The sequence below is a fragment of the uncultured Lacinutrix sp. genome (assembly GCF_947500605.1).
GTDB lineage: Bacteria > Bacteroidota > Bacteroidia > Flavobacteriales > Flavobacteriaceae > Lacinutrix.
The window spans coordinates 375,298-398,383 of sequence record NZ_CANMSJ010000001.1 but is presented as its reverse complement, the minus strand read 5'-3'; the positions used below and the strand labels follow the sequence as shown (position 1 = coordinate 398,383).

Here is a 23,086-nt window from a genome sequence, read left to right as displayed (position 1 = left end):
TTTACCTTTTAAATGAATAAAAAAATATGTTAGTAGAATTTAACACACTACCAGAACACTCAAAAATCTGGATATATCAAGCAAATCGTTCTTTTTCTGAAACAGAACTAGAAGCGATAAAAGAAAAGCTTAACATCTTTATTACAAATTGGACAGCGCATGGAAGCGATTTAAACGCAGGATTCGATATTAGATACAAGCGTTTTATTATCCTTGCTGTAGATCAAGACTCGCAAGCTGCAACAGGTTGTAGTATTGATGCTTCAGTTCGCTTTATTCAAGAATTAGAAAAAGAATACGGTGTAGATTTAATGGATAAAATGAATGTATCCTATAAACAAGGAGAGTTTGTAGCTCATAAAACCTTAACCGATTTTAGAACCATGGCAAAGCAAAAAGCCGTGTCTAAAAACACAATAGTTTTTAATAACCTTGTCACTAATATTGCCGAATTAAATGAAAATTGGGAAGTACCAGCAAGCGATAGTTGGCACAATAGATTCCTAAACTAAACGATTCCTTTTGTAACTTTTTCAATATATTTATGAAGAACGAAATCTTTTTACTTAACATTTCAGGTCAAGATAAACCAGGGTTAACAGCTAGTTTAACAGCTGTATTAGCTTCTTCTGGAGCAAAGATATTAGACATTGGTCAAGCCAATATTCACGATACTTTATCTTTAGGTATATTATTTGAAATAGAGTCTGGAGTAAATTCTTCTCCAGTTTTAAAAGATTTATTATTTAAAGCTTACGAGCTTAATATTCAAGCAAAGTTTACTCCAATTACATTAGAAAATTATGAGAATTGGGTGTCATTGCAAGGTAAAGACCGCTACATCATTACTATTTTAGGAGAAAGATTATCTGCTGAGCAAATTTCTATGGTTACTCAGGTTATTTCGGATAAAAACTTAAATATAGATGCTATTAAACGATTAACAGGAAGAACATCTTTAGTTAAAAAAGACGAATATCCAAGAGCATCAATAGAGTTATCAATTCGTGGTAAAATTGAGAATAAATCGGAATTAACAGAGAAATTCATGCAGATTTCTAGACAGTTAAATGTCGATATTGCTTTTCAAGAAGATAATATTTACAGACGTAACAGACGTTTAGTGTGTTTCGATATGGACTCTACTTTAATTCAAACAGAAGTAATAGACGAATTAGCAGATTTAGCAGGTGTTGGAGCAGAAGTAAGGGCTATTACAGAATCTGCAATGCAAGGAGAAATTGAATTTAACGAGAGTTTTAAAAAGCGAATGAAACTCTTAAAAGGATTAAAAGAAGAAGTACTTCAAGACGTAGCAGTTAATTTACCAATTACAAAAGGAGCAAGACGCTTAATAGATACTTTAAAGAGTTACGGTTTTAAAACAGCAATTTTATCTGGTGGTTTTACTTATTTCGGACATTACCTTCAAAAAGAATTAGGTATCGATTACGTATATGCTAATCAGTTAGAAATTAAAGATGGCGTGCTTACAGGTAATTATCTCGGCGAAATTGTAGATGGCAATAAAAAGGCTGAATACCTACAAGAAATAGCAAATAAAGAAGGCTTAAATATTAGTCAAACCATTGCTGTTGGTGATGGTGCTAACGATTTAGCTATGTTAAATCTTGCAGGTTTAGGTATTGCTTTTCATGCAAAACCAAAGGTTAAAGATAATGCGCAAAGCTCAATTTCTAGTATTGGTTTAGATGGCGTGTTGTATTTATTGGGTTATCATGATAAGCATATAGATTTACTTGAGTAAGATTTATTTTATACTATTTATTCAAAATAATATAGCTTAAAAAACATGAACATTTCACTGTTCATTATTTCTTCATAAATCTCTATTAAAATCTTTAATAATAGTACGAAAAATAATAACTTGGCATAGTTTTTAGTTCTATAATAGTATAGTAACTCAAATTGAAAATTTTTATGCGCAAATTAATCCTATTACTTACCTTATCCCTTATATCATATACAATCTACGCTCAAGAAACTAGCAATCCTTTGCTAGCAAAAGATGTCGAAGGGCAAAAAAAATGGGTAGATAGTGTCTATAATTCATTAACATTAAACGAGAAAATTGCACAATTATATATGGTGCAGGTTTTTAGTAGCCAAACTGAAGCTGAAAAAGCTAAAGTTCTCAACCTAATTAATAAAAATAAAATTGGAGGTATCATCTATTCAAAAGGTGGCCCTTACAGACAAGCAAAACTTAATAACGAATTACAAGCAGCTTCAAAAACACCTTTACTTATTGGTATGGATGCTGAGTGGGGATTAAGTATGCGTTTAGATTCTACTTATTCCTTTCCTTGGAATATGACACTTGGAGCAGTAAAAGATAAGTTTTTAATAGAACAAACTGGAAGACAATTAGGAGAGCATTGCAAACGATTAGGTGTTCATTTTAATTTTGCTCCTGTTGTAGATATTAATACAAACCCAAAGAATCCTATTATAGGAAACCGTTCTTTTGGTGAAGATAGAGACAACGTTACCGAAAAAGCAGCAGCTTTTATGAAAGGTATGCAAAGTGCAGGTGTATTAGCAAATGCTAAACATTTCCCTGGACATGGAGATACTGAAGCTGATTCGCATTTAACGTTACCAACTGTCGCATTCGATGCAAAACGTATAGATTCGGTAGAATTATATCCTTATAAAACATTAATAAAAGAAGGTTTATCGAGTGTAATGGTAGCACATTTAAACATTCCTAGTTTAGAGCCTAGACAAGATTATCCATCATCTATTTCAGAAAACATTGTAACCAATATTTTAAAAGAAAAACTAGGTTTTAAAGGACTTATTTTTACTGATGCCTTAACAATGAAAGGTGCAGCAAACTATAAATTTGAAGGTCTAGATGGTGTTAATGAAGGCTCTACAAGTACTGTTGGGAATATAGATTTAGCCGCTTTTCTTGCAGGAAACGATATAATGCTAATGTCTGAAAATCCAGAAGCTGGTATTGCAAAACTTGAAAAAGCAGTTAATAAGGGATTAATTACAGAAGAACGTTTAGCGCATTCTGTAAAGAAATTATTGCAAGCGAAATACAAAGTTGGCTTAAATAATTACAAACCTATTTATACACATAATTTAAGTAATGATTTAAATCGTTTAAGAGACGATATTTTATATGAAGAGTTAATGGAACAAGCTGTTACTGTTGCACGTGACTCTTCTGGTTTGTTACCACTACGTCATTTAGAAACTAAAAAAATTGCTTATGTAGAATTAGGTAATGATAGTGGTAAACCATTTTTAAATGCGCTTAAAAAATATGCACAGGTTCATGAAGTAAAAGCTGATAAATTAAGCGATTTAATAGCAAAGCTTCAAAACTATAATACAGTTATTGTTGGTTTTCATAAATCTAATGCAAATCCTTGGAAATCGTATAAGTTTTCAGACAAAGAATTAACTTGGTTATACGAAATAGCAAGAACAAATACGGTAATTTTAGATGTCTTTGCTAAACCTTATGCTTTATTAGATATACAAACAGTTACTAATATTGAAACTGTTGTTGTAAGTTACCAAAACAGTAAGATTGCTCAAGAAACCTCTGCCGAAATTATATTTGGAGCCCTACCAGCAAAAGGAACTTTACCAGTTTCAGCAGGACCATATTTTAAAGTTGGAGATGGTGTACAAACAAATTCTTTAGAGCGTTTGGGTTACAGTGTTCCAGAACGTGTTGGCTTAAGTTCTTATCGTTTAAAAAAGATAGATTCTATTGCAAACCATGCTGTAAATGCTGGTATGACACCAGGAATACAGTTAATTGTTGCTAGAAAAGGAAAGGTGATTTACAATAAAAACTTCGGAAACCATACCTATAATAAAGGTTCTAAAAAAGTAAGAGGAGATGATCTTTACGATGTTGCTTCATTAACAAAAATTGTAGCCACTTTACCATTGTTTATGGAAATGGAAGAACAAGGCATTGTATCCTTAGACACAAAACTATCAGAAGCAATTCCTTATTACAAAAACAGTAATAAAAAGAATATAACATTTAAGAAAATGTTATCGCATTATGCACAATTAAAACCTTGGATTCCTTTTTATTTTGCCACTTTAGATACCGTTACAAAACAACCTTCAACTAAATATTATCGTAAATCTCCAACAGGAAAATTTAATATTAAAGTAGCCAATAATCTATACATGCGAGAGGATTATCAAGATTCTATTCCAAAAATAATTAAAGAAACAGATTTACTTTCCCGTTTGCGTTACCGTTATAGCGATTTACCATATTACATTCTTAAGCAGTATATAGAGGAACATTACAACAAACCTTTAAACGAATTAGTTCAAGATCATTTTTATAAGTCTTTAGGTGCAAATAATACGGTTTATAATCCGTACAAAACGATTAGTAACACACGTATTACACCAACCGAAGAAGATGATTATTATCGTTTTCAAAAAGTACAAGGTTATGTTCACGATATGGGTGCAGCAATGCAAGATGGTGTTGGAGGACATGCTGGTGTTTTTAGTAATGCTAACGACATCGCTAAAATCATGCAAATGTATTTGCAAAAAGGATATTATGGAGGTGTTAGATACTTAAAACCAGAAACAATAGATAAGTTTAACACTTGTTATTTTTGTGAAAATAAAGTAAGAAGAGGTATTGGTTTCGATAAACCACAACTAGGAGAATCTGGACCAACATGTGGTTGTGTTTCGATGACTAGTTTTGGACATTCTGGATTTACAGGTACATACACATGGGCAGATCCAGACGAAGAATTAGTTTATGTTTTTATGGCAAATAGAACATATCCATCATCAAAAGGTAAAAACATGTTATTACGTGCAGATATTAGAACCAATATTCAAGAAGCTATCTATGAGGCTATTATAAGATAGTCATCTAAAAGCACAAAGAATTTTGAATTATAAAAAGTTAAATGATGTAAGTATTTACTATTTTAACTACTAATCAATAACCAAAAATTAAATCTTATCTATTTTAGGTTCGAGTAATAAACTCTAAATACTTAAAATACATTAGACGTTTAAAACTAATTAAATGAAAATAGGAATTGTTTGTTATCCAACATTTGGAGGAAGTGGAGTAGTAGCTACAGAATTAGGTTTAGAGCTTTCTAAGCGTGGTCATACTATTCATTTTATAACTTATAATCAGCCCGTTCGTTTAGAACTTTTAGGTAACAATATTCATTATCACGAAGTAAATGTACCAGAATATCCTTTGTTTCATTATCAGCCTTACGAGTTAGCTTTATCAAGTAAGTTGGTAGACATGGTGAAGCTTCATAAAATTGAGATTCTTCATGTACACTATGCGATACCACATGCTTATGCTGCATATATGGCACAAAAAATGCTTAGAGAAGAAGATATTTATGTGCCTATTGTAACTACTTTACATGGTACAGATATTACGCTGGTTGGTAATCATCCATTTTACAAACCTGCGGTTACCTTTAGTATTAATAAATCGGATGCAGTAACAGCAGTTTCACAAAGTTTAAAAGACGACACACTTCGTTTGTTTGATATTAAGCAGAATATTAGTGTCGTTACTAATTTTATCGATTTAAAGAAGTTTAAACACGGTTATACCGATTGCCAACGTGCTATGATGGCTTCAGATGATGAAAAAATAATCACGCATATTAGTAATTTCAGAGAAGTTAAACGTATTCCAGATATTATCAATATTTTTAATAACGTACAAAAGGAGGTTCCTGCAAAATTAATGATGGTTGGCGAAGGTCCGGAACGTGAACCAGCCGAACAATTATGCCGAGAATTAGGCATTAGCGATAAAGTAGTATTCTTTGGAAACAGTAATGAAATAGATAGAATTCTGTGCTTTAGCGATTTATTTTTACTCCCAAGTGAAACCGAAAGTTTCGGATTATCTGCCTTAGAAGCTATGGCTTCTGGAGTTCCTGTAATTTCAAGTAATACTGGTGGTATTCCTGAAGTAAATGAAGAAGGTTTTTCTGGTTATTTAAGCGATGTTGGAGATGTTGAGGCTATGAGCAAAAATGCAATTATGGTTTTAAAAGATGAAAAGCTATTGACTAAACTTAAAGAGAATGCTAAAGTGCAAGCTGAAAAATTTGATATCCATAACATAGTACCACAATACGAAGCTATATATGAGAACACATTAAAAAACTGTTTGTTTACTCAAAAATTATAATAACCTATTATTAATACAAAATAAAAAAGCACCTCAAATGAGGTGCTTTTTTATCATAATAAAATTAATATTACTTCTTAGCTTTGGCAATAACAAGATCACTAATATCTGTACTTTCTTCAGCATATACTAATACGCTATTTCCATTAATTTGTGAGTTTAATATATGAGTATAGCCGTTTTCTTTTGCAACTACAGAAACTAGTTCTCCAATTTTCCCATAAATAGGCTTAAGGAACTCATTTTTTTTATAATTAATTGCAGTTTGAATATCTGTATCAAAACCTTGCATACCTTGTTGTATACGCATTAAATCGGCTTCTTTTTCTTTTTTATCAGCTGCCTCCAGAGTTGCTTCGTTTTTTTTGTAGTCTTCAAGTTTAAAATTGTAATCTTTAACTATAGAGTCTCTAGTTTTAGTTAATTTATTCATTATAACATCTAAATCTGCTTGAGCTTTTGCTGTTTCTGGCATTTTACTTAAAATGTATTCAATATCAGCATAACCAACTTTTACATTTTGTTGACCAAAAGCAGTAAACACAAATAGATTGAATAAAATAATCGAAAGTATTGTTTTTTGTTTCATAGTTTATAAATTAATTAAAAAGGTAAAGACAATAATCTTGCCATAAAAAAACCATTTCAAATGATTGAAATGGTTTACGAAAATAATATATTTTATTGATTTAAAACTGATATCTAATACCTAAGGCAATATCGAAGTCTAAATCATCTCTAAAATCTCCAAAACCAAGCTCTGGTCTTGCATCTAAAGAAAGTACTAATGGGATGTCGAAATTATACTCAATTCCTATATCTCCAGCCGCAAAAATAAACGTTTCGCTTTCATCTTTAAAAGGAGCAGGTAAATCATAACTATAATTACCTAAACCACCACCAACACCAGCATACCAATTAAAATTTCCTTCTAATTGCCAAACCCATTGGTATAAACCTGCTAGTTTAAAACCATCATAATCATTTCCAGATCTAATACCTAAGTCAACTTCTAAACGGTTGCTGGAGCCTAAAGCGCGTTGGTAGGAGATTTCTCCTCCAAATCCATCATTATCTCCAATTCGTAATCCAATAGCATTTTCAGAAATTTCCTGAGCTGTTGCTGCATAGCTAAATCCAAGAATAGCTACAGCTAATAAAAGTATTTTTTTCATTTTTGTTATTTTAATTTTATGTTCAAACTAATTTACAATTTCCAATCTATTTTATAAAAAATATAACGCTAATGTTTAGTTAATAATTGTTAAGAAATCTTAAATTTGAAAGTATAATGAGCATAAAAATTAATAATTCAGTACTAGTAACGTTAGAGCAAAATCTTGAAGGCGAATTGCATTATAGCGATTTAATGAAACGCCTTTACGCCACAGATGCTTCTGTATATAGAATGTTACCTCTAGCCGTTGCTTTTCCCAAGTCTAATAGCGATATTAAAAAATTAGTTGCATTTGCTACTAAAAATAAAACTTCGTTAATACCAAGAACTGCTGGAACTTCTTTAGCAGGACAATGCGTTGGATCTGGCATTGTAGTAGATGTTTCGAAATATTTCACTAAGATTATTAATATTAATGAAACCAACCAAACGGTAACTGTACAGCCAGGTGTAGTTAGAGACGAACTCAATAACCATTTAAAACCTTTTGGTTTGTTTTTCGGGCCAAATACTTCTACATCTAACCGTTGTATGATAGGTGGTATGGTTGGAAACAATTCTTCTGGAACAACATCTATTAGATATGGTGTAACTCGAGATAAGGTTTTAGAGCTTAAAACCATTTTAAGCGATGGAAGTGAAGCTGTTTTTTCTGAATTATCTCAAGAAGCACTTCAAAGTAAAACAAAATTAAAGACTTTAGAAGGAAAAATATATAGCACAGTTGTTTCAGAATTATCTTCGGAAGAAACCCGAGATGAAATAAAAAACAACTTTCCAAAACCAGAAATACATAGAAGAAACACAGGTTACGCAATAGATGAACTTATTAATACTACCGAAGTTTTCAACCTTTGTAAATTACTATCTGGAAGTGAAGGCACATTAGCTTTTACAACAGAAATCACTTTAAAGTTAGATAAACTTCCTGCAAGCCAAAGTATAATGGTTGCTGCACATTTTAATACAATTAATGCTTGTTTAGAAGCTGTAGAGCCTGTAATGCAACATAATTTGTTTACCTGTGAAATGATGGATAAAACCATATTAGATTGCACAAAAAACAATAAAACACAAACAGAAAACAGGCAATTTATTCAAGGAGATCCTCAAGCGATTTTAATGTGCGAGGTAAAAGGTGAAACGCTTGAAAACGTACAAATACAAGCTAATAAACTTATTCAAACACTTGAAAACACAGGATTAAGTTACGCTAATATAAGTTTATTAAATAAGGAGATTGATAAGGCAAACGAGTTAAGAAAAGCAGGTTTAGGCTTACTTGGTAATATTATTGGAGATAAAAAAGCGGTAGCCTGTATAGAAGATACGGCTGTTGCTCTTCCAGATTTAGCAAATTATATTTCAGAATTTACAACGCTAATGGAAGGTCATAAACAAGACGCTGTGTATTATGCTCATGCTGGTGCTGGAGAAATTCATTTAAGACCAATACTAAACTTAAAAAAAGACGAGGATGTTGTTTTGTTTAGAAAAATAACAACAGATGTTGCTACTTTAGTCAAGAAATACAATGGTTCTTTTAGTGGCGAGCATGGTGATGGGATTGTGCGTGCAGAGTTTATAAAGTTTATGATTGGCGATAAAAACTACCAATTATTAAAACGTATTAAATCTGTTTTCGACCCTGAAAATATTTTTAATCCTGGAAAAATTGTAGATGCTTTTCCAATGGATAAAAACCTACGCTATCAAGTAGATAGAGTCGAACCTGAGATAGAAACATTATTAGATTTCTCTGCATCACAAGGTATTCTTCGTGAAGCTGAAAAATGCAATGGTTCTGGAGATTGCAGAAAACTGCCAGAATTTGGTGGTACTATGTGTCCTAGTTATCGTGCCACAAGAGACGAGAAAGACACTACAAGAGCAAGAGCAAACGCATTACGAGAGTATTTAACCAATTCTGATAAAGCTAATAAGTTCGATCACGAAGAATTAAAACAAGTTTTCGATCTTTGTTTAAGTTGTAAAGCCTGTTCTAGCGAGTGTCCAAGTAGTGTAGATGTGGCGACTTTAAAAGCGGAATTTCAGTACCAATATCAAAAAGTAAATGGCACAAGTTTAAGAACAAAATTGTTTGCTTATAACAACAAATTAAATACGATTGGTAGCAAACTGCCTAGCCTTACAAACTTTATGTTTTCTAACGGATTTACATCTTCCATACTTAAAAATTCTATGGGAGTTGCTACCGAAAGAAGTCTTCCTTTAATTTCAAGTAAAAGTTTATATAAAGAATATCAAAATATTAAAAATGAAACAGTTGGTAATAAATTTATTAAAACAATTTATTTCTTTAATGACGAATTCACCAACCATTTAGACACTTCTATTGGAGTAGATGCTATTACACTTTTACAAGCTTTAAACTACGAAGTAAAACTAATAAACAACAGTGAGTCTGGACGCTCCTTTATGTCTAAAGGATTGCTTGATGAAGCCAAAAAAGTAGCAAATAAAAACATAGACATTTATAAAAATCTTATTTCTGAAGAAACACCTCTTGTGGGTATTGAACCTTCAGCTATTTTAGCTTTTAGAGGAGAATATTTAAAATTGGTAGACGATAAAGTTTCAGCTAAAGCTATAGCAAAAAACACTTTTTTAATTGAGGAATTCCTAAGTAATGAAATTGCCATTGGTAATATTAAACCTTCACAATTTACTTCCGAAGAAAAAACAATTAAATTCCATGGGCATTGTCACCAAAAAGCGGAAAGCAATCAAATTCATAGTTTTAATGTTTTAAACCTACCAAAAAACTACAAAGTCACCATTATACCTAGTGGTTGTTGCGGTATGGCTGGCAGTTTTGGTTACGAAAAAGAACACTACAAAGTAAGTATGCAAATTGGAGAACAAACATTGTTTCCTGCTGTTAGAAAGGCATCGCCAGAAACTACTATTGCTGCAAATGGCACAAGTTGTAGACATCAAATAAAAGACGGCACACAGCGTACTGCTTTACATCCTATTACTATTTTAAAAGAAGCTTTACTCTAATTATTCAGTAATATTATAACTTGTTAAAAACTGCGTATTCTGCACAGACATAGATGTTGGTAATAGACTTAAATCGAATCCAGCTTGCTGTAATAAGCCTAATGTTACAGGATTTAAAGCATAACTAGTATCTGCTTCAGCTTTAATAAGTCCAACATTTTCTGCATAAAAACTATCGATCGATAATACATCCTGAGCATCTAAAATAGATACTGTTTGAGTAAAACCAAAAGCGCTAACCGTTGTACTTACCGAAAGTTCTAAACTAATATTCGCAGAAGTCACATTATTGTAAGTTGCGCCTTCAACTTCTAAACTTGTTAAGTTTCCTAATTGTTCACTTTTTAAAGTATAATTTATAGAAATTGGATAACCTTCAAAATCTTGAGTAACAACTCCTGTATTTAAAGATAATTCCTCGCCATTACTAGCTTGTGTATTATATAGTAATGCATTTTCTAACTCAATATCAAAATCGAAACCATCTAACGGCAGGCTAATATTTAAGTTAGCTGCAAGCGTTGTATTTGTACGGGTTAATTCTCCTGTAGTTAATATTCCACTCATTACTCCATTTGCGATACCGCCTTGATTAGCAGATAGCGTATAACCTGTAGCAGACTCACTTTCAACCATCAATACATCTTCACTAGTTGTAACTTCATTTGTAGTATTATCTGTGTTTACCACATCGTAATTCCAACTATCCGCAATAGTTAAAGGAAAGAAATTACCACTAAACATTAGCTGCTGTTGCGTTTCACTACTAGTAACATCATCTGAAGAACAGGAGAACAAAAAAGCAAAAGAAACTATTGATAATGTGAAATATTTAATGATTTTCATAATAAGATGGTTTTTTCAAATGTATAATTTTAATGCAGAATACTTAATAAAGTAATATACAATTTTTGTTTCTGTAATATAACTTTTACATTAGCATAAATAAAATTTTTATGGCAGGAAATTCCTTTGGAAAATTGTTTAATCTCACAACTTTTGGTGAGTCTCATGGAGTCGCTATTGGTGGAGTTATAGATGGTTGCCCTCCAAACATTACATTAGATTTTGATGCAATTCAAAACGAAATGAATAGACGCAAACCAGGTCAGTCGTCAATAGTAACGCAACGTAAAGAGCCGGACGAGGTAAAATTCTTATCTGGTATTTTTGAAGGTAAAACTACAGGAACACCTATTGGTTTTGTTATTGAAAATGCAAATCAGAAGTCCAAAGACTATTCTCATATTAAAGATTCTTACAGACCAAGTCATGCAGATTATGTGTATGATAAAAAATATGGTCATCGCGATTATCGTGGTGGTGGACGTAGCTCAGCAAGAGAAACGGCAAGTAGAGTAGTAGCTGGTGCAATTGCAAAGCAGGTTTTAAAGGATATTAAAATTAATGCATTTACTTCATCGGTTGGAGATATTTTTATAGATAAACCGTATCAAGATTTAGATTTTTCTAAAATTGAATCTAATATTATTCGTTGTCCAGACGAAGCTACTGCCGAGAAAATGATTGCTCGCGTTAAAGAAATTAGAAAAGAAGGCGATACTATTGGTGGTACAATTACATGTGTAATTAAAAACGTACCAGTTGGTTTAGGAGAACCTGTTTTCGATAAATTACATGCAGATTTAGGCAAAGCAATGCTTTCTATTAATGCTGTAAAAGGTTTTGAATACGGAAGCGGATTCTGTGGCGCAAAAATGAAAGGTAGCGAACATAACGATCCATTTAATAACGATGGTACAACAAAAACAAATCTTTCTGGTGGTATACAAGGAGGTATAAGTAACGGAATGGATATTTATTTTAGAGTAGCTTTTAAACCTGTAGCAACTTTAATACAGAAATACGAAACTATAGATAAACATGGTAATACTGTAGAAATGCAAGGGAAAGGACGTCATGATCCATGTGTTGTACCAAGAGCTGTGCCTATTGTTGAGGCAATGGCTGCTTTGGTTTTAGCAGATTTCTATTTGCTGAATAAAATGTATTAACTAATTCCTGCGAAAGCAGGAATCTCATTAAACAAAGCATAGAATTCACTTTTAGATACCGTTGTGCTTGGTATATTGAAAATACAGACAATTTTAATGATTTCAATTATTATCATATCTTTAATTTTTTAAAATGAAACAAGACATATACTATACCGCTTTATGTACTTACGATTCAGAGAATAAAGAAGGATTTAGTTGGAATGATTATATAGATTGGTCAGAATTAAAGCATCTAAAGGAATTGGTTTCTTTAGATGGTAATTTAAATAGTTTAGCTTTTTCTCTAGACATAGATGCTGCTGAAGAATGGAATTACTTTATAACAGACCACGATATGGTTATGTTTTATTTTAGTAGCTTAGACTATGTACTTAGCAAAACAGACCATTTAGAACGCTTTAATTTATTAGCAATAATAAAAGAACCCGGTAAAGAAAAGGCGAATTTAAATAAAGATTATAATTTTATAGGTTACGATTTAATAGAAATAGGAGGAAACACAAGCGCTTTAACAAACTGTGGTGGATTTGATGAAACGTTTCTACCAAACGACTTAAATAGTTACGGTTTGGTTTCTGATTATGATAGCGCTAAACAAATACGCGAAGCGTTACCAATAAATAATCCAGACGAACCTCATGTAAATTGCTATCTTTACGAGGTATGGAGGCACAAAACAATAGGCGCCAAAACAAATTAATAAACTAACTAAACCATAAATAAGATCCTCGCTTTCTCGAGGAATGCATATGAAAAAACTAGCACTACATTGGAAAATACTATTAGGAATGGTCTTTGGAGTCGTATTAGGACTAATAATGACCAATTTTGATGGTGGCCAAGAATTAGTACAAGATTGGATAAAGCCTTTTGGTAAAATATTTATCAAATGTTTAAAAATGATTGCTATTCCTTTAATTCTTGCTGCACTAATTAAAGGTGTTTCAGATTTAAGAGATATTTCTAAACTTTCCAAAATGGGAGGAAGAACTATTGGTATCTACATAATGACAACTGTTATTGCTGTATCTATAGGTCTTCTATTAGTAAACATTGTTAATCCTGGTAAATCTATTTCTAAAGAAACCAGAACAGAAATGGTAGAAAATTACAGTGGTAATACTACAAAATATAAAGATGAAGCAAAAAATCAAAAAGAATCTGGACCATTACAAGCTTTAGAAGACCTTGTACCTGATAATATTTTTGCTGCTGCAACTAGTAATAGAAACATGCTTCAAATTATCTTTTTCGCTATGTTTTTTGGTATTAGTTTAATTCTTATTCCAGAAGAGAAAGGAGAAACTGTGAAAAAGTTTTTCGATGGTTTTAATGAAGTAATCTTAAAAATGGTCGATATTATTATGCTTGCCGCACCTTACGGTGTATTTGCATTATTAGCAGCAATTGTCGTCGAGTCGCCGAGTGTAGATTTGTTTAAAGCACTTGGTTGGTATGCCTTTACAGTTGTTTTAGGTTTATCATTAATGATTGTTATTTATGTAGCAATAGTAAGTTTATACACAAAAAAATCTCCTAAATTCTTTTTAAACGGTATTTCTCCTGCACAACTTTTAGCATTTTCTACTAGTAGTAGTGCTGCAACTCTTCCAGTTACAATGGAGCGTGTAACAGAACATTTAGGTGTTGAAGAAGAAGTGTCTAGTTTTGTACTACCAATTGGTGCAACCATAAATATGGATGGAACAAGTTTATACCAAGCCGTTGCTGCAGTATTTATTGCACAAGCCTTTGGTATGGAATTAGATTTAAGTACACAATTAGGTATTATTGCTACGGCAACATTAGCCTCTATTGGTAGCGCAGCTGTTCCTGGAGCAGGTATGGTTATGCTTGTTGGTGTTTTAGGCTACGCAGGAATACCAGAAGCTGGATTGGCTTTAATATTCGCTGTAGATAGACCTTTAGACATGTGTAGAACTGTAATTAACGTTACAGGAGATGCAGCAGTTTCTATGGTAGTTGCAAAGTCTGTAGATAAACTTGGTGATCCAAAAGTAAAAGATTGGGACGATAATTACCAAGCTGTAAAATAAACCAATAGCTCAAACTATTTAAATATTATGTTAGAAAATATAGTTTCAGTCGAATGGTTAAATAATCATTTGAAGGATAAAAATGTGCTTGTATTCGATGCAACTATTTCTAAAGTAGTTGGTGATATTTCAGCATTGTCAAAAGCACAAATACCAGGAACTCAGTTTTTCGATATTAAAAAGAAATTTAGTATTGCAAACGCACCTTTTCCTAATACTATTCCTTCAGCAGAACAATTTGAAGAAAACATACAAGCATTAGGTGTAAACAACGATTCTAAAGTTGTTATTTACGACGATAACGGCATTTACTCTAGCGCTAGAGCTTGGTGGCTATTTAAAACCTTTGGCTTTAATAACGTGGCTATTTTAGATGGTGGGTTACCTGAATGGAAAGCAAAAGGCTTTTTATTAGAAGACAAAACAACTAATAATTCTCGCAAAAAAGGAAACTTTAAAGCAATATACAACCCTGATAACGTAGTGTTTTTCGATTCTTTAGAAACAATTTCTAAAGACGATAATTATAAAATTATTGATGCAAGATCAAGCGACCGTTTTAATTGTATTGTTGCCGAACCTAGAGCAGGATTAAGAAGTGGAACAATACCAACATCAACTAACTTACCATTTAATATGGTTTTGGATGATAATAAATTGAAACAAAAAACAGAATTACAAACCGTTTTCAAGAACTTAGCAAAAGAAAATCAGCATTTGGTATTTACTTGTGGTTCTGGAATTACAGCTTCAGTTTTAGCATTAGCAGCAACTGTTGCAGGTTATAACAATAGTGTTTACGATGGTTCGTGGACAGAGTATGGAACTTTAACAATAGCATAAATTATGGACAACATTAAAAATTGGTCAAAAAACGAGCTTGTAGCATACATTCTTTTATATGTTGCTAATGCCGATTTACACGAAACTACCGAAGAGAAAGACTTTATTCTTACTAAAGTAGATAAAGAAACCTATGCTGCTATTCACAAGCAATTCGATAGAGATAACGACTACCAATGCATACAAAACATAATTGAAGGTGTAAAATCGCACGATTATTTCCGTGATGATTATGCTGAGCTTTTTGCAGACATAAAACTATTACTTTATGCCGATGGTGAAGCAGATAGAATGGAAGCGTCTACACTACTATTTTTAAGAAAAATTCTTAAAGAAGATTAACTTATAATACTAACGCTTTAAATTTAAAGCGTTTGATAATAAATACATGACTAGATTTATTGTAATACTTTCTTGTTTACTCTCTTTCTTGTGTTCTACAGCACAAAACATAAAAGTAAATACAAAAGACAGTCATAAAGACTTTGTAAAGACGCTCACCAACTCTAAAGAGGATCGTTACAATGCTATTTTAAGTAAATACGATACTTATATTAAGTCTCATCCAGACGATATAAATGTACAAATTTATAAATGCAAATTTATAGGTAGTGCATATTATGATGACTACGAAGGTTATAATTTAAAGTACGATGAAACCTTAGAATGTGTAGAAAATTTAGCTTCACAATATCCCAACAATCCAAAAATACTTCTCTATAAATTAGATTATACCTATGGAGAAGAAGTAGAGCCTTTACTTTTAAAGACTTTAGATTTATACAAAAGCAACACTATTAATTGGGATAACGAAGATACTTCTGCTTTATTCGAAATCAGCTCAAATTACTACACAGAAGATGATGATTATAAAGCAATTGACTACGCTGACTTAGCTGAACAGTTTAATGACACATTAGACCTTTCTGTTTTAAAAACCGATGCGTATTTACGCTTAGAGAATAAAGACAAAGCAAGAGAAAGTATTCTAAAAAACTTAGATGCAGTACAACCAGATTGGGTATTAGACACAAAAGGACAGCTGCTAATTTCTTTAGATGAAGATGATGAAGCTCTAAAATTATACGACCGTATTAAAGCAAATGATTCTACCTATTCTATTAACGAAAGCCTTTATAAAATTTTTGAATTAAAGGAAGATTATTCCCAAGCAAGAACTTATTTGGTTAACGATACTATTGCCGCTTGGAACAAAGCAAGTAGCATACAAAAACTTGCAAATCACGATTTAAAATACTCAGACGCAGAAGCAGGAATTCGCTCGTTAAGGCGTATGTATAAAGAAAGTTATTACGATGATTTTTTCGGCATAAAACGATTGCGTTTAGCCTTTAAAGCACCAACTTATTATTGGTCTTTTGCCGAAATATCCCATATACTTGTTTTGCTACTATCAATTTTAATTCTAATGGCCATTCCTTATTTGTGGATATTACCAATTTATAGTCTTAGTAATTACTTCAACTTTAAAAAGGTAAAAGAAGCGGTAAGACTTCCTGGAGACTGGTCTTTAAGACATTTTTGGCTTATTAGTTTCTTATACATGCTTACGTTGTTTATTTTAATTTTGGTATTCAATTATCAAGAGGAACTAAATTATTATTTTGATATTGTTGGCTATTTTGATGAATTTACTGAAGAAACAGATCTTGTCTCAGCCAATGCACAACTCTTGTTTTCTGCGTTATTGCTCTTATTCACTATTATACTGCTTAACAAAAAACGATTACAATTTGTTTTTAGAACTAATAACTCGATAAGGCAAATGATAGGTTTAAGTATTATCTTTTTAATATTTAATGGCTTCATTATTAGAATTATCGGCACATTTGTAGACCTTTCAGATACAGCAGAATTAATTTCATCTTTAAGTGCGAAAGAAGATATACAATCGCTATTAAACGAATACGGTTTTTATATTACAATTTTAGTAGTTGCTATTATAGTGCCTTTTTACGAAGAAATCATTTTTAGAGGCATCATATTCACATCAACCGAGAAACATTTAGGCTACAAGGTCGCAAACGTTCTACAAGCATCATTATTTGCACTTGCACACTTTAACCTAAGCTTATTTATCTTCTACTTTGTTTTTGGCTTGGTAACAGGCTATTTTGTTAAAAGATCTAGAGGTCTAGCAACAGGAATTGTTTTTCATATTGTAAACAATTTTGTAGTTACTGTAACTTTATTAACAGGTTACTAATTAATACTATTTCTGTTATAAACATGAAATAAAAATCTCAAAGCCAATACATTCCTTTCGATATTTACAATGCTAAATAACTTATTTAGTATTATACCGAAGCTTTTAAAGCCTAGACTAAAAACCTTAAAAGAGCGTACTCATTCTTAATTCACAGGAATTAAGGTAAACTAACTGTATTGTGCTTTGAAATTCTATATGATGCTTTTAAACTGAATTTATACAAGTGTAAAACTAACAGCTTAACAGCCTTTATAAAACCCTAAACGAGTGAAACATAACTTTGGATGAGTGAACATTACCTTTCGTTTAGTGAATTTAATTGTGTAGTTGGTCGGATAAATTTGTAATAACTATCCACAAATCAAATACTTTGGTAGTTTACCGATTATATAACTGATAGCGAGGTGTCTATTATATATTTGAAGTGTTAAACATACCTAATTACCTAAACAATGAAATTATTAACAACATTACTTTTACTTCTTTTTGTCTCTTTTGCATCAGCTCAAGGCATTCAGTCCCTCGAAATTAAAGAAGTAAAAACAGAAACAACTAAAACATTAGATGTTGAAAAAACTGTTGTTATTAGTGTAAAAGGTATTAAGACAATGGAAGAAATAGACATTGAAAATTATAACAAAGCAGCTTATTTAAAGTTAATTGCTTCAAAAAAGCAAAAACCTAAAATGTGCTAATATTATTTAATTATCCAATCTAAATAAAATTGCAAAAAGTCTGAAATTATTTTCAGGCTTTTTTTTACGCCTAATTTTGAGTATTCTTTACTAGTTAAATGCAAACATAAAGATAACAGGTATTGCGTTATGTGTTTATTTCTCCAATAAACTTAGCCTTTAATTCTGGAGTAGGAATCCAGCAACTTTCTTTCTTACCATACCATTTATAGCGATTCTTGGCTATAAAATCGTAAACCAAATTCCGAATAAAAGCAGGCACTATTAAAAATACAGATAGTAAACTCCTTGGGAAACCTAAATCTTTAGCAACATGTAGAGCAGCCGAAGATTTAATTTTTAATGAGTCATTTTCTGGAGAATAGAGTAGGATAGAGTCCGTTTTCGAAACATCAACTTTAAAATGATTAATTACCTGCTCACCAATATCGCTTTGCAATGCAGCAAACATAAAAACATTGTTTTTATCATGTGTAATCGCATATTGCACTGATGCGCTGCAAAGGTTGCAAACACCATCGAATAGGATTAGTTTTTTGTTTTTTGGAAGTCCTTTAATCACATTACAAAAATACAATTTTACTATTTAAGTTGCTTCTTTTAAAAGGTTATTGCCGTTAAATGTTTTTTGTGCTGTATGATTTTTGTCATTCATGCGAAGGCAGGAATCCACTTTGTTTGTTGTGATATTCTCTTAATGGATTCCTGCCTTCGCAGGAAAGACAGTATTTAGTACTTTGATTGGTTTGTATTACATACTATTAAACAAGTACTATTTTACATCCTTGTTAAGTAAATTACCGTTTTGAAAACTGAATTTTAAATAGAATACTTCGGTTTGTCATTCCTGCGAAGGCAGGAATCCATTTCAGTATTATAAATTATGTATCTTAGTAATACTCTTATGTTCAAAACACAACATCAATATTACTTATACATTCTTTCTAATAAGTATAATGGCACACTATATATTGGTGTGACGAATAATCTAGAACGTAGAATGTTTGAGCATAAAAACAAAATAGTTGAGGGATTTTCCAAAAGATACGATCTTACAAACTTAGTTTACTTTGAAGCTTTTCAATACGTAAATGATGCTATAAAAAGAGAGAAGAATATGAAGAAATGGAAACGTGATTGGAAGATTAAATTGATTCAAGAAGACAATCCTAATTGGAGTGATTTGGCAGGAGACTGGGATGTTTATTAATAAGAATCTAATTTGTTATTCCTGCGAATGCAGGAATCCACTTTGCTTGTTGCCATGCTCTTTATGGATTCCTGCGAAGGCAGGAATCCACTTTGCTTGTTGTGATATTCTCTTAATGGATTCCTGCCTGCGCAGGAATGACAGTATTCAATACTTTAATTGGTCTATATTACATACTATTAAACAGGTTACTTTTTTACAACCTTGCTAAATAAATTACCTTTTTGAAAATTGAATATTAAACACAATACATCTGTTTGTCATTCATGCGAAGGCAGGAATCCACTTTGTTTGTTGTGATATTCTCTTAATGGATTCCTGCCTTCGCAGGAAAGACAGTATTTAGTACTTTGATTGGTTTGTATTACATACTATTAAACAAGTACTATTTTACATCCTTGTTAAGTAAATTACCGTTTTGAAAACTGAATTTTAAATAGAATACTTCGGTTTGTCATTCCAGCGAAGGCAGGAATCCATTTCAGTATTATAAATTATGTATTTTAGTAATACTCTTATGTTCAAAACACATCATCAATATTACTTATACATTCTTTCTAATAAGTATAATGGCACACTATATATTGGTGTGACGAATAATCTAGAACGTAGAATGTTTGAGCATAAAAACAAAATAGTTGAGGGATTCTCCAAAAGATACGATCTTACAAACTTAGTTTACTTTGAAACTTTTCAGTACGTAAATGATGCGATAAAAAGAGAGAAGAATATGAAGAAATGGAAACGTGATTGGAAGATTAAATTGATTCAAGAAGACAATCCTAATTGGAGTGATTTAGCAGGAGACTGGGATGTTTATTAATAAGAATCTAATTTGTTATTCCTGCGAATGCAGGAATCCACTTTGCTTGTTGCCATGCTCTTTATGGATTCCTGCCTGCGCAGGAATGACAGTATTTAATACTTTAATTGGACTGTTTTACACGCTACCAAACAAGTACTATTTTACAACCTTGCTAAATAAATTACCTTTTTGAAAATTGAATATTAAACACAACACATCGGTTTGTCATTCCTGCGAAAGCAGGAATCTACTTTGTTTGTTTTGATGCTCTTTATGGATTCCTGCCTACGCAGGAATGACAGTATTTAATACTTTAATTGGTTTGTATTGCATGCTATTAAACAGGTTACTATTTTGCAACCTTGTTAAATAAATTACTTTTTTGGAAATTGAATATTAAGTATAATTCTTCGGTTTGTCATTCCTGCGCAGGCAGGAATCCACTTTGTTTTATTGTACTACTCTTTATGGATTCCTGTCTTCGCAGGAATGACAGTAATCATAGCAATAACAGTATTCTCAGGAATGACAGTAATCACAGTGTTTTTAAAAGTGATAATCTTTAAAAGAAGGAAAGTCTTAAAAAAAACACAAAACCACAATAAAAACCTACTTTTTCTTAACAGCCTCAACAAGTTCCAATAAATCCACATTTACATTAGTCGTAAACATGCCATAATTAACAACCGCTTTCTTTTTCTCAAGTTTATCGATAGTACCAACAGCACGACCATCTTCCATGCGCACGCGATCTCCAATTTTAAGAATATGCTTTGGTTTTTCGGGTATTAGTTTTGCTTTCGCTTTGGCCTCTTTCTTTTTCTTACGTATTACTTCAACCTTTTTCTCGGCTTCTTGTTTTACTTGTGTAACTTTTACTTTTTCGGCTTTAGCTTGTTTTGCTGTTACTTTTTTACGCTTAGAGTTTTCAATTTGAACCAAACGGAACAACTCAGACATTAAAGCACCTTTCTTTTTATCGTTAAAAAACTTCTCCGAAATATCGTTTACCTTTTGCCCTAAGTAAATAAGGCGCTGGTTACTATCGTAAAGCTCTTGGTAGCTTTCCAGTTTTTTCTGAATCTTAATATTTACTTCCTCTAATTTATCGGCTTCAGTTTGTTTTTTCTTTTCGTTTACTTTTAACGATTCGCTTGTTTTCTCAAGCTTAGCTCTTTGTTTTTGAAGCTTTGCTATCGTAGCGTCAAAACGGACTTTAGAGCGTTCTATCTTCTTCTTAGACCTGTTTATTAAGCTGTATGGTATTCCGTTTTTCTGTGCCACTTCAAATGTAAACGAAGAACCTGCCTGACCTAAAGCCAATTTATACATGGGCTCTAAAGTACGCTCATCGAACATCATGTTGGCGTTTATCATTTCTTCTTTCTCATTCGCTAACATTTTTAAATTAGCGTAATGCGTAGTAATAATACCAAAAGCATTTCTAGCATAAAATTCCTCTAAAAAGGTTTCGGCTAAAGCACCACCAAGTTCAGGGTCAGATCCTGTACCAAATTCATCAATTAAAAACAATGTATTTTTGTTTACTTTCTTTAAAAAGTAATTCATCTGTTTTAAACGGTAACTATAGGTACTTAAATGGTTTTCTATAGATTGGTTATCTCCAATATCTGTTAAAATACGATCGAAAATAGTAACTGTACTACGCTCATGCACTGGAATAAGCATACCACTTTGCAACATTAACTGTAATAAACCAACGGTTTTTAAAGTAATACTTTTTCCACCTGCATTTGGGCCCGAAATAACAATAATACGCTTGTCATTATTAAGTCCTATAGTTTGCGGAAACGTTTTTTCTTTCTTCGCTACATTGTTTAAATAGAGTAGTGGGTGATAGGCATCGCGTAAATAGATCTCACGATTATCGCTAAGTTCTGGCAATATCGCATCCATAGATTTAGCGTACTTTGCTTTAGCAGCAATTACATCTATTTCTATTAAAAAATTCTGATAACCTTCTATTAACGGTAAAAAGTCACGTAAAAAGTTTGTCACTTCTTTTAAAATACGCACAACTTCTTCGCCTTCTTCGTATTCTAAATTATTAAGTTCTCTTGTGTGTTGTAAAGTCGTTTCTGGCTCTATGTAAACAATACTACCGGTTTTACTACCGCCCATTATTGCGCCTTTAACCTTACGTCTGTACATGGCTTTTACAGCAAGTACTCGCTTGTTTTCTACAACCGATTCTCTAATATCATCTAAATACTCAAGGTTGTGGTATTGGTTAAGTGCAGACGTAAAACTAGAATTAATTTTACCTTTTAGCTTATTCATGCTCTGGCGAATCTCGTAAAGTAATGCCGAAGCATTATCTTTTACATCTCCAAAACGATCAACAATACTATCTATTTTTTCTATTAACGCCGTTGTTACTTGTATGCGTTGCGCAAAGTGTTGCAGGTTTGGGTAGTACTCTTCAAACTTGTTTAAAAACTTAACAACCTCGTTTGCAGTAATAGAAATAGAGATTATCTTTTTTAAACTGTGTGTTTCTAAATAAGTGTTTTCTATGCGTAATAACTGTAATTCCTTTGTAATAGCATCGAAACCATGATTTGGCACACGGTTATCGTTATAAAAAGAAGACACATACTCATTGGTTAATTGTAACGCATTAAGTAATGTTTCCTTGTCTTGAAATGGCTCTATAGTTAAGACTTTTTTATTACCCAAATTGGTAACACAGTACTCGCTAACTTGCTCTAAAACTGTTGCGAATTCTAAGTCTTGTAATGTTTTTTTGTGAATGTTTATCATACGCTTTTCCGTAAAAACAGAAACCT

At 32.0% G+C, this 23,086-nt stretch carries 19 protein-coding genes; 14 read left to right on the top strand and 5 right to left on the bottom strand.

Going from position 1 to position 23,086, the window contains the following annotated elements; translation table 11 throughout:
* Nucleotides 1-26 precede the first annotated feature (26 nt).
* The 4 genes from Q0935_RS01770 to bshA all read left to right on the top strand — a co-directional run bounded on the left by Q0935_RS01770 (nt 27) and on the right by bshA (nt 6,214).
* The gene (locus tag Q0935_RS01770; RefSeq protein ID WP_299247594.1) at nt 27-512 is read left to right on the top strand and encodes an ABC transporter ATPase; all 486 of its coding nucleotides are present in this window, start codon (nt 27-29) and stop codon (nt 510-512) included.
* Between the two features lie 32 nt (nt 513-544).
* Nucleotides 545-1,768: a phosphoserine phosphatase SerB gene (serB, locus tag Q0935_RS01765; RefSeq protein WP_299247597.1), complete on the top strand. Its 1,224-nt coding sequence runs from the start codon at nt 545-547 to the stop codon at nt 1,766-1,768.
* A gap of 173 nt (nt 1,769-1,941) precedes the next feature.
* Complete coding sequence (locus tag Q0935_RS01760; RefSeq protein ID WP_299247599.1) at nt 1,942-4,905, top strand: glycoside hydrolase family 3 N-terminal domain-containing protein; 2,964 nt, start codon at nt 1,942-1,944, stop codon at nt 4,903-4,905.
* Nucleotides 4,906-5,068: 163 nt separating this feature from the next.
* Entirely contained in the window at nt 5,069-6,214 is a 1,146-nt protein-coding gene (gene bshA / locus Q0935_RS01755; RefSeq protein ID WP_299381861.1) for an N-acetyl-alpha-D-glucosaminyl L-malate synthase BshA, read from the top strand.
* 70 nt (nt 6,215-6,284) lie between these two features.
* Here bshA and Q0935_RS01750 read toward each other — a convergent pair whose 3' ends face one another.
* Nucleotides 6,285-6,803, bottom strand: coding sequence for an OmpH family outer membrane protein (locus tag Q0935_RS01750; RefSeq protein WP_299381859.1), 519 nt, complete (start codon nt 6,801-6,803; stop codon nt 6,285-6,287).
* A 100-nt stretch (nt 6,804-6,903) separates the two neighbouring features.
* Nucleotides 6,904-7,389, bottom strand: coding sequence for a hypothetical protein (locus Q0935_RS01745; protein ID WP_299381857.1), 486 nt, complete (start codon nt 7,387-7,389; stop codon nt 6,904-6,906).
* A gap of 116 nt (nt 7,390-7,505) precedes the next feature.
* Between Q0935_RS01745 and Q0935_RS01740 the strand changes: the two genes are divergently transcribed.
* Nucleotides 7,506-10,418, top strand: a complete 2,913-nt coding sequence (locus Q0935_RS01740; RefSeq protein WP_299381855.1) for an FAD-binding and (Fe-S)-binding domain-containing protein — start codon at nt 7,506-7,508, stop codon at nt 10,416-10,418.
* On the opposite strand, the gene Q0935_RS01735 is transcribed toward Q0935_RS01740, so the two are convergent.
* Entirely contained in the window at nt 10,419-11,264 is an 846-nt protein-coding gene (locus Q0935_RS01735; RefSeq protein WP_299381853.1) for a hypothetical protein, read from the bottom strand.
* Nucleotides 11,265-11,374: 110 nt separating this feature from the next.
* On the opposite strand from Q0935_RS01735, the gene aroC reads away from it, so the two are divergent.
* The 7 genes from aroC (at nt 11,375) to Q0935_RS01700 (ending at nt 18,261) form a co-directional block, all read left to right on the top strand.
* On the top strand, nt 11,375-12,433 hold the full coding sequence (aroC, locus tag Q0935_RS01730; protein ID WP_299381851.1) for a chorismate synthase: 1,059 nt from the start codon (nt 11,375-11,377) through the stop codon (nt 12,431-12,433).
* A gap of 133 nt (nt 12,434-12,566) precedes the next feature.
* A complete protein-coding gene (locus Q0935_RS01725) occupies nt 12,567-13,136 on the top strand; it encodes a hypothetical protein (protein ID WP_299381849.1) in 570 nt (189 codons plus the stop codon).
* Nucleotides 13,137-13,185: 49 nt separating this feature from the next.
* The gene (locus Q0935_RS01720) at nt 13,186-14,493 is read left to right on the top strand and encodes a dicarboxylate/amino acid:cation symporter (RefSeq protein WP_299247617.1); all 1,308 of its coding nucleotides are present in this window, start codon (nt 13,186-13,188) and stop codon (nt 14,491-14,493) included.
* Between the two features lie 27 nt (nt 14,494-14,520).
* Entirely contained in the window at nt 14,521-15,336 is an 816-nt protein-coding gene (locus tag Q0935_RS01715) for a sulfurtransferase (protein ID WP_299381847.1), read from the top strand.
* A gap of 3 nt (nt 15,337-15,339) precedes the next feature.
* Nucleotides 15,340-15,678, top strand: a complete 339-nt coding sequence (locus tag Q0935_RS01710) for a hypothetical protein (protein WP_299247623.1) — start codon at nt 15,340-15,342, stop codon at nt 15,676-15,678.
* Nucleotides 15,679-15,724: 46 nt separating this feature from the next.
* Complete coding sequence (locus tag Q0935_RS01705) at nt 15,725-17,563, top strand: CPBP family intramembrane glutamic endopeptidase (RefSeq protein WP_299381846.1); 1,839 nt, start codon at nt 15,725-15,727, stop codon at nt 17,561-17,563.
* 455 nt (nt 17,564-18,018) lie between these two features.
* Nucleotides 18,019-18,261 carry a hypothetical protein gene (locus Q0935_RS01700; RefSeq protein WP_299381844.1) on the top strand — a complete coding sequence of 81 codons (243 nt, stop codon included), beginning with the start codon at nt 18,019-18,021 and terminating at the stop codon, nt 18,259-18,261.
* A 127-nt stretch (nt 18,262-18,388) separates the two neighbouring features.
* On the opposite strand, the gene Q0935_RS01695 is transcribed toward Q0935_RS01700, so the two are convergent.
* On the bottom strand, nt 18,389-18,823 hold the full coding sequence (locus Q0935_RS01695; protein ID WP_299381842.1) for a thiol-disulfide oxidoreductase DCC family protein: 435 nt from the start codon (nt 18,821-18,823) through the stop codon (nt 18,389-18,391).
* Between the two features lie 342 nt (nt 18,824-19,165).
* On the opposite strand from Q0935_RS01695, the gene Q0935_RS01690 reads away from it, so the two are divergent.
* Both Q0935_RS01690 and Q0935_RS01685 read left to right on the top strand, forming a co-directional pair.
* The gene (locus Q0935_RS01690) at nt 19,166-19,471 is read left to right on the top strand and encodes a GIY-YIG nuclease family protein (protein WP_299381840.1); all 306 of its coding nucleotides are present in this window, start codon (nt 19,166-19,168) and stop codon (nt 19,469-19,471) included.
* A 517-nt stretch (nt 19,472-19,988) separates the two neighbouring features.
* A complete protein-coding gene (locus tag Q0935_RS01685) occupies nt 19,989-20,294 on the top strand; it encodes a GIY-YIG nuclease family protein (RefSeq protein WP_299247634.1) in 306 nt (101 codons plus the stop codon).
* Between the two features lie 591 nt (nt 20,295-20,885).
* On the opposite strand, the gene Q0935_RS01680 is transcribed toward Q0935_RS01685, so the two are convergent.
* On the bottom strand, nt 20,886-23,060 hold the full coding sequence (locus tag Q0935_RS01680; protein ID WP_299381838.1) for a DNA mismatch repair protein MutS: 2,175 nt from the start codon (nt 23,058-23,060) through the stop codon (nt 20,886-20,888).
* Between the last annotated feature and the right edge of the window lie 26 nt (nt 23,061-23,086).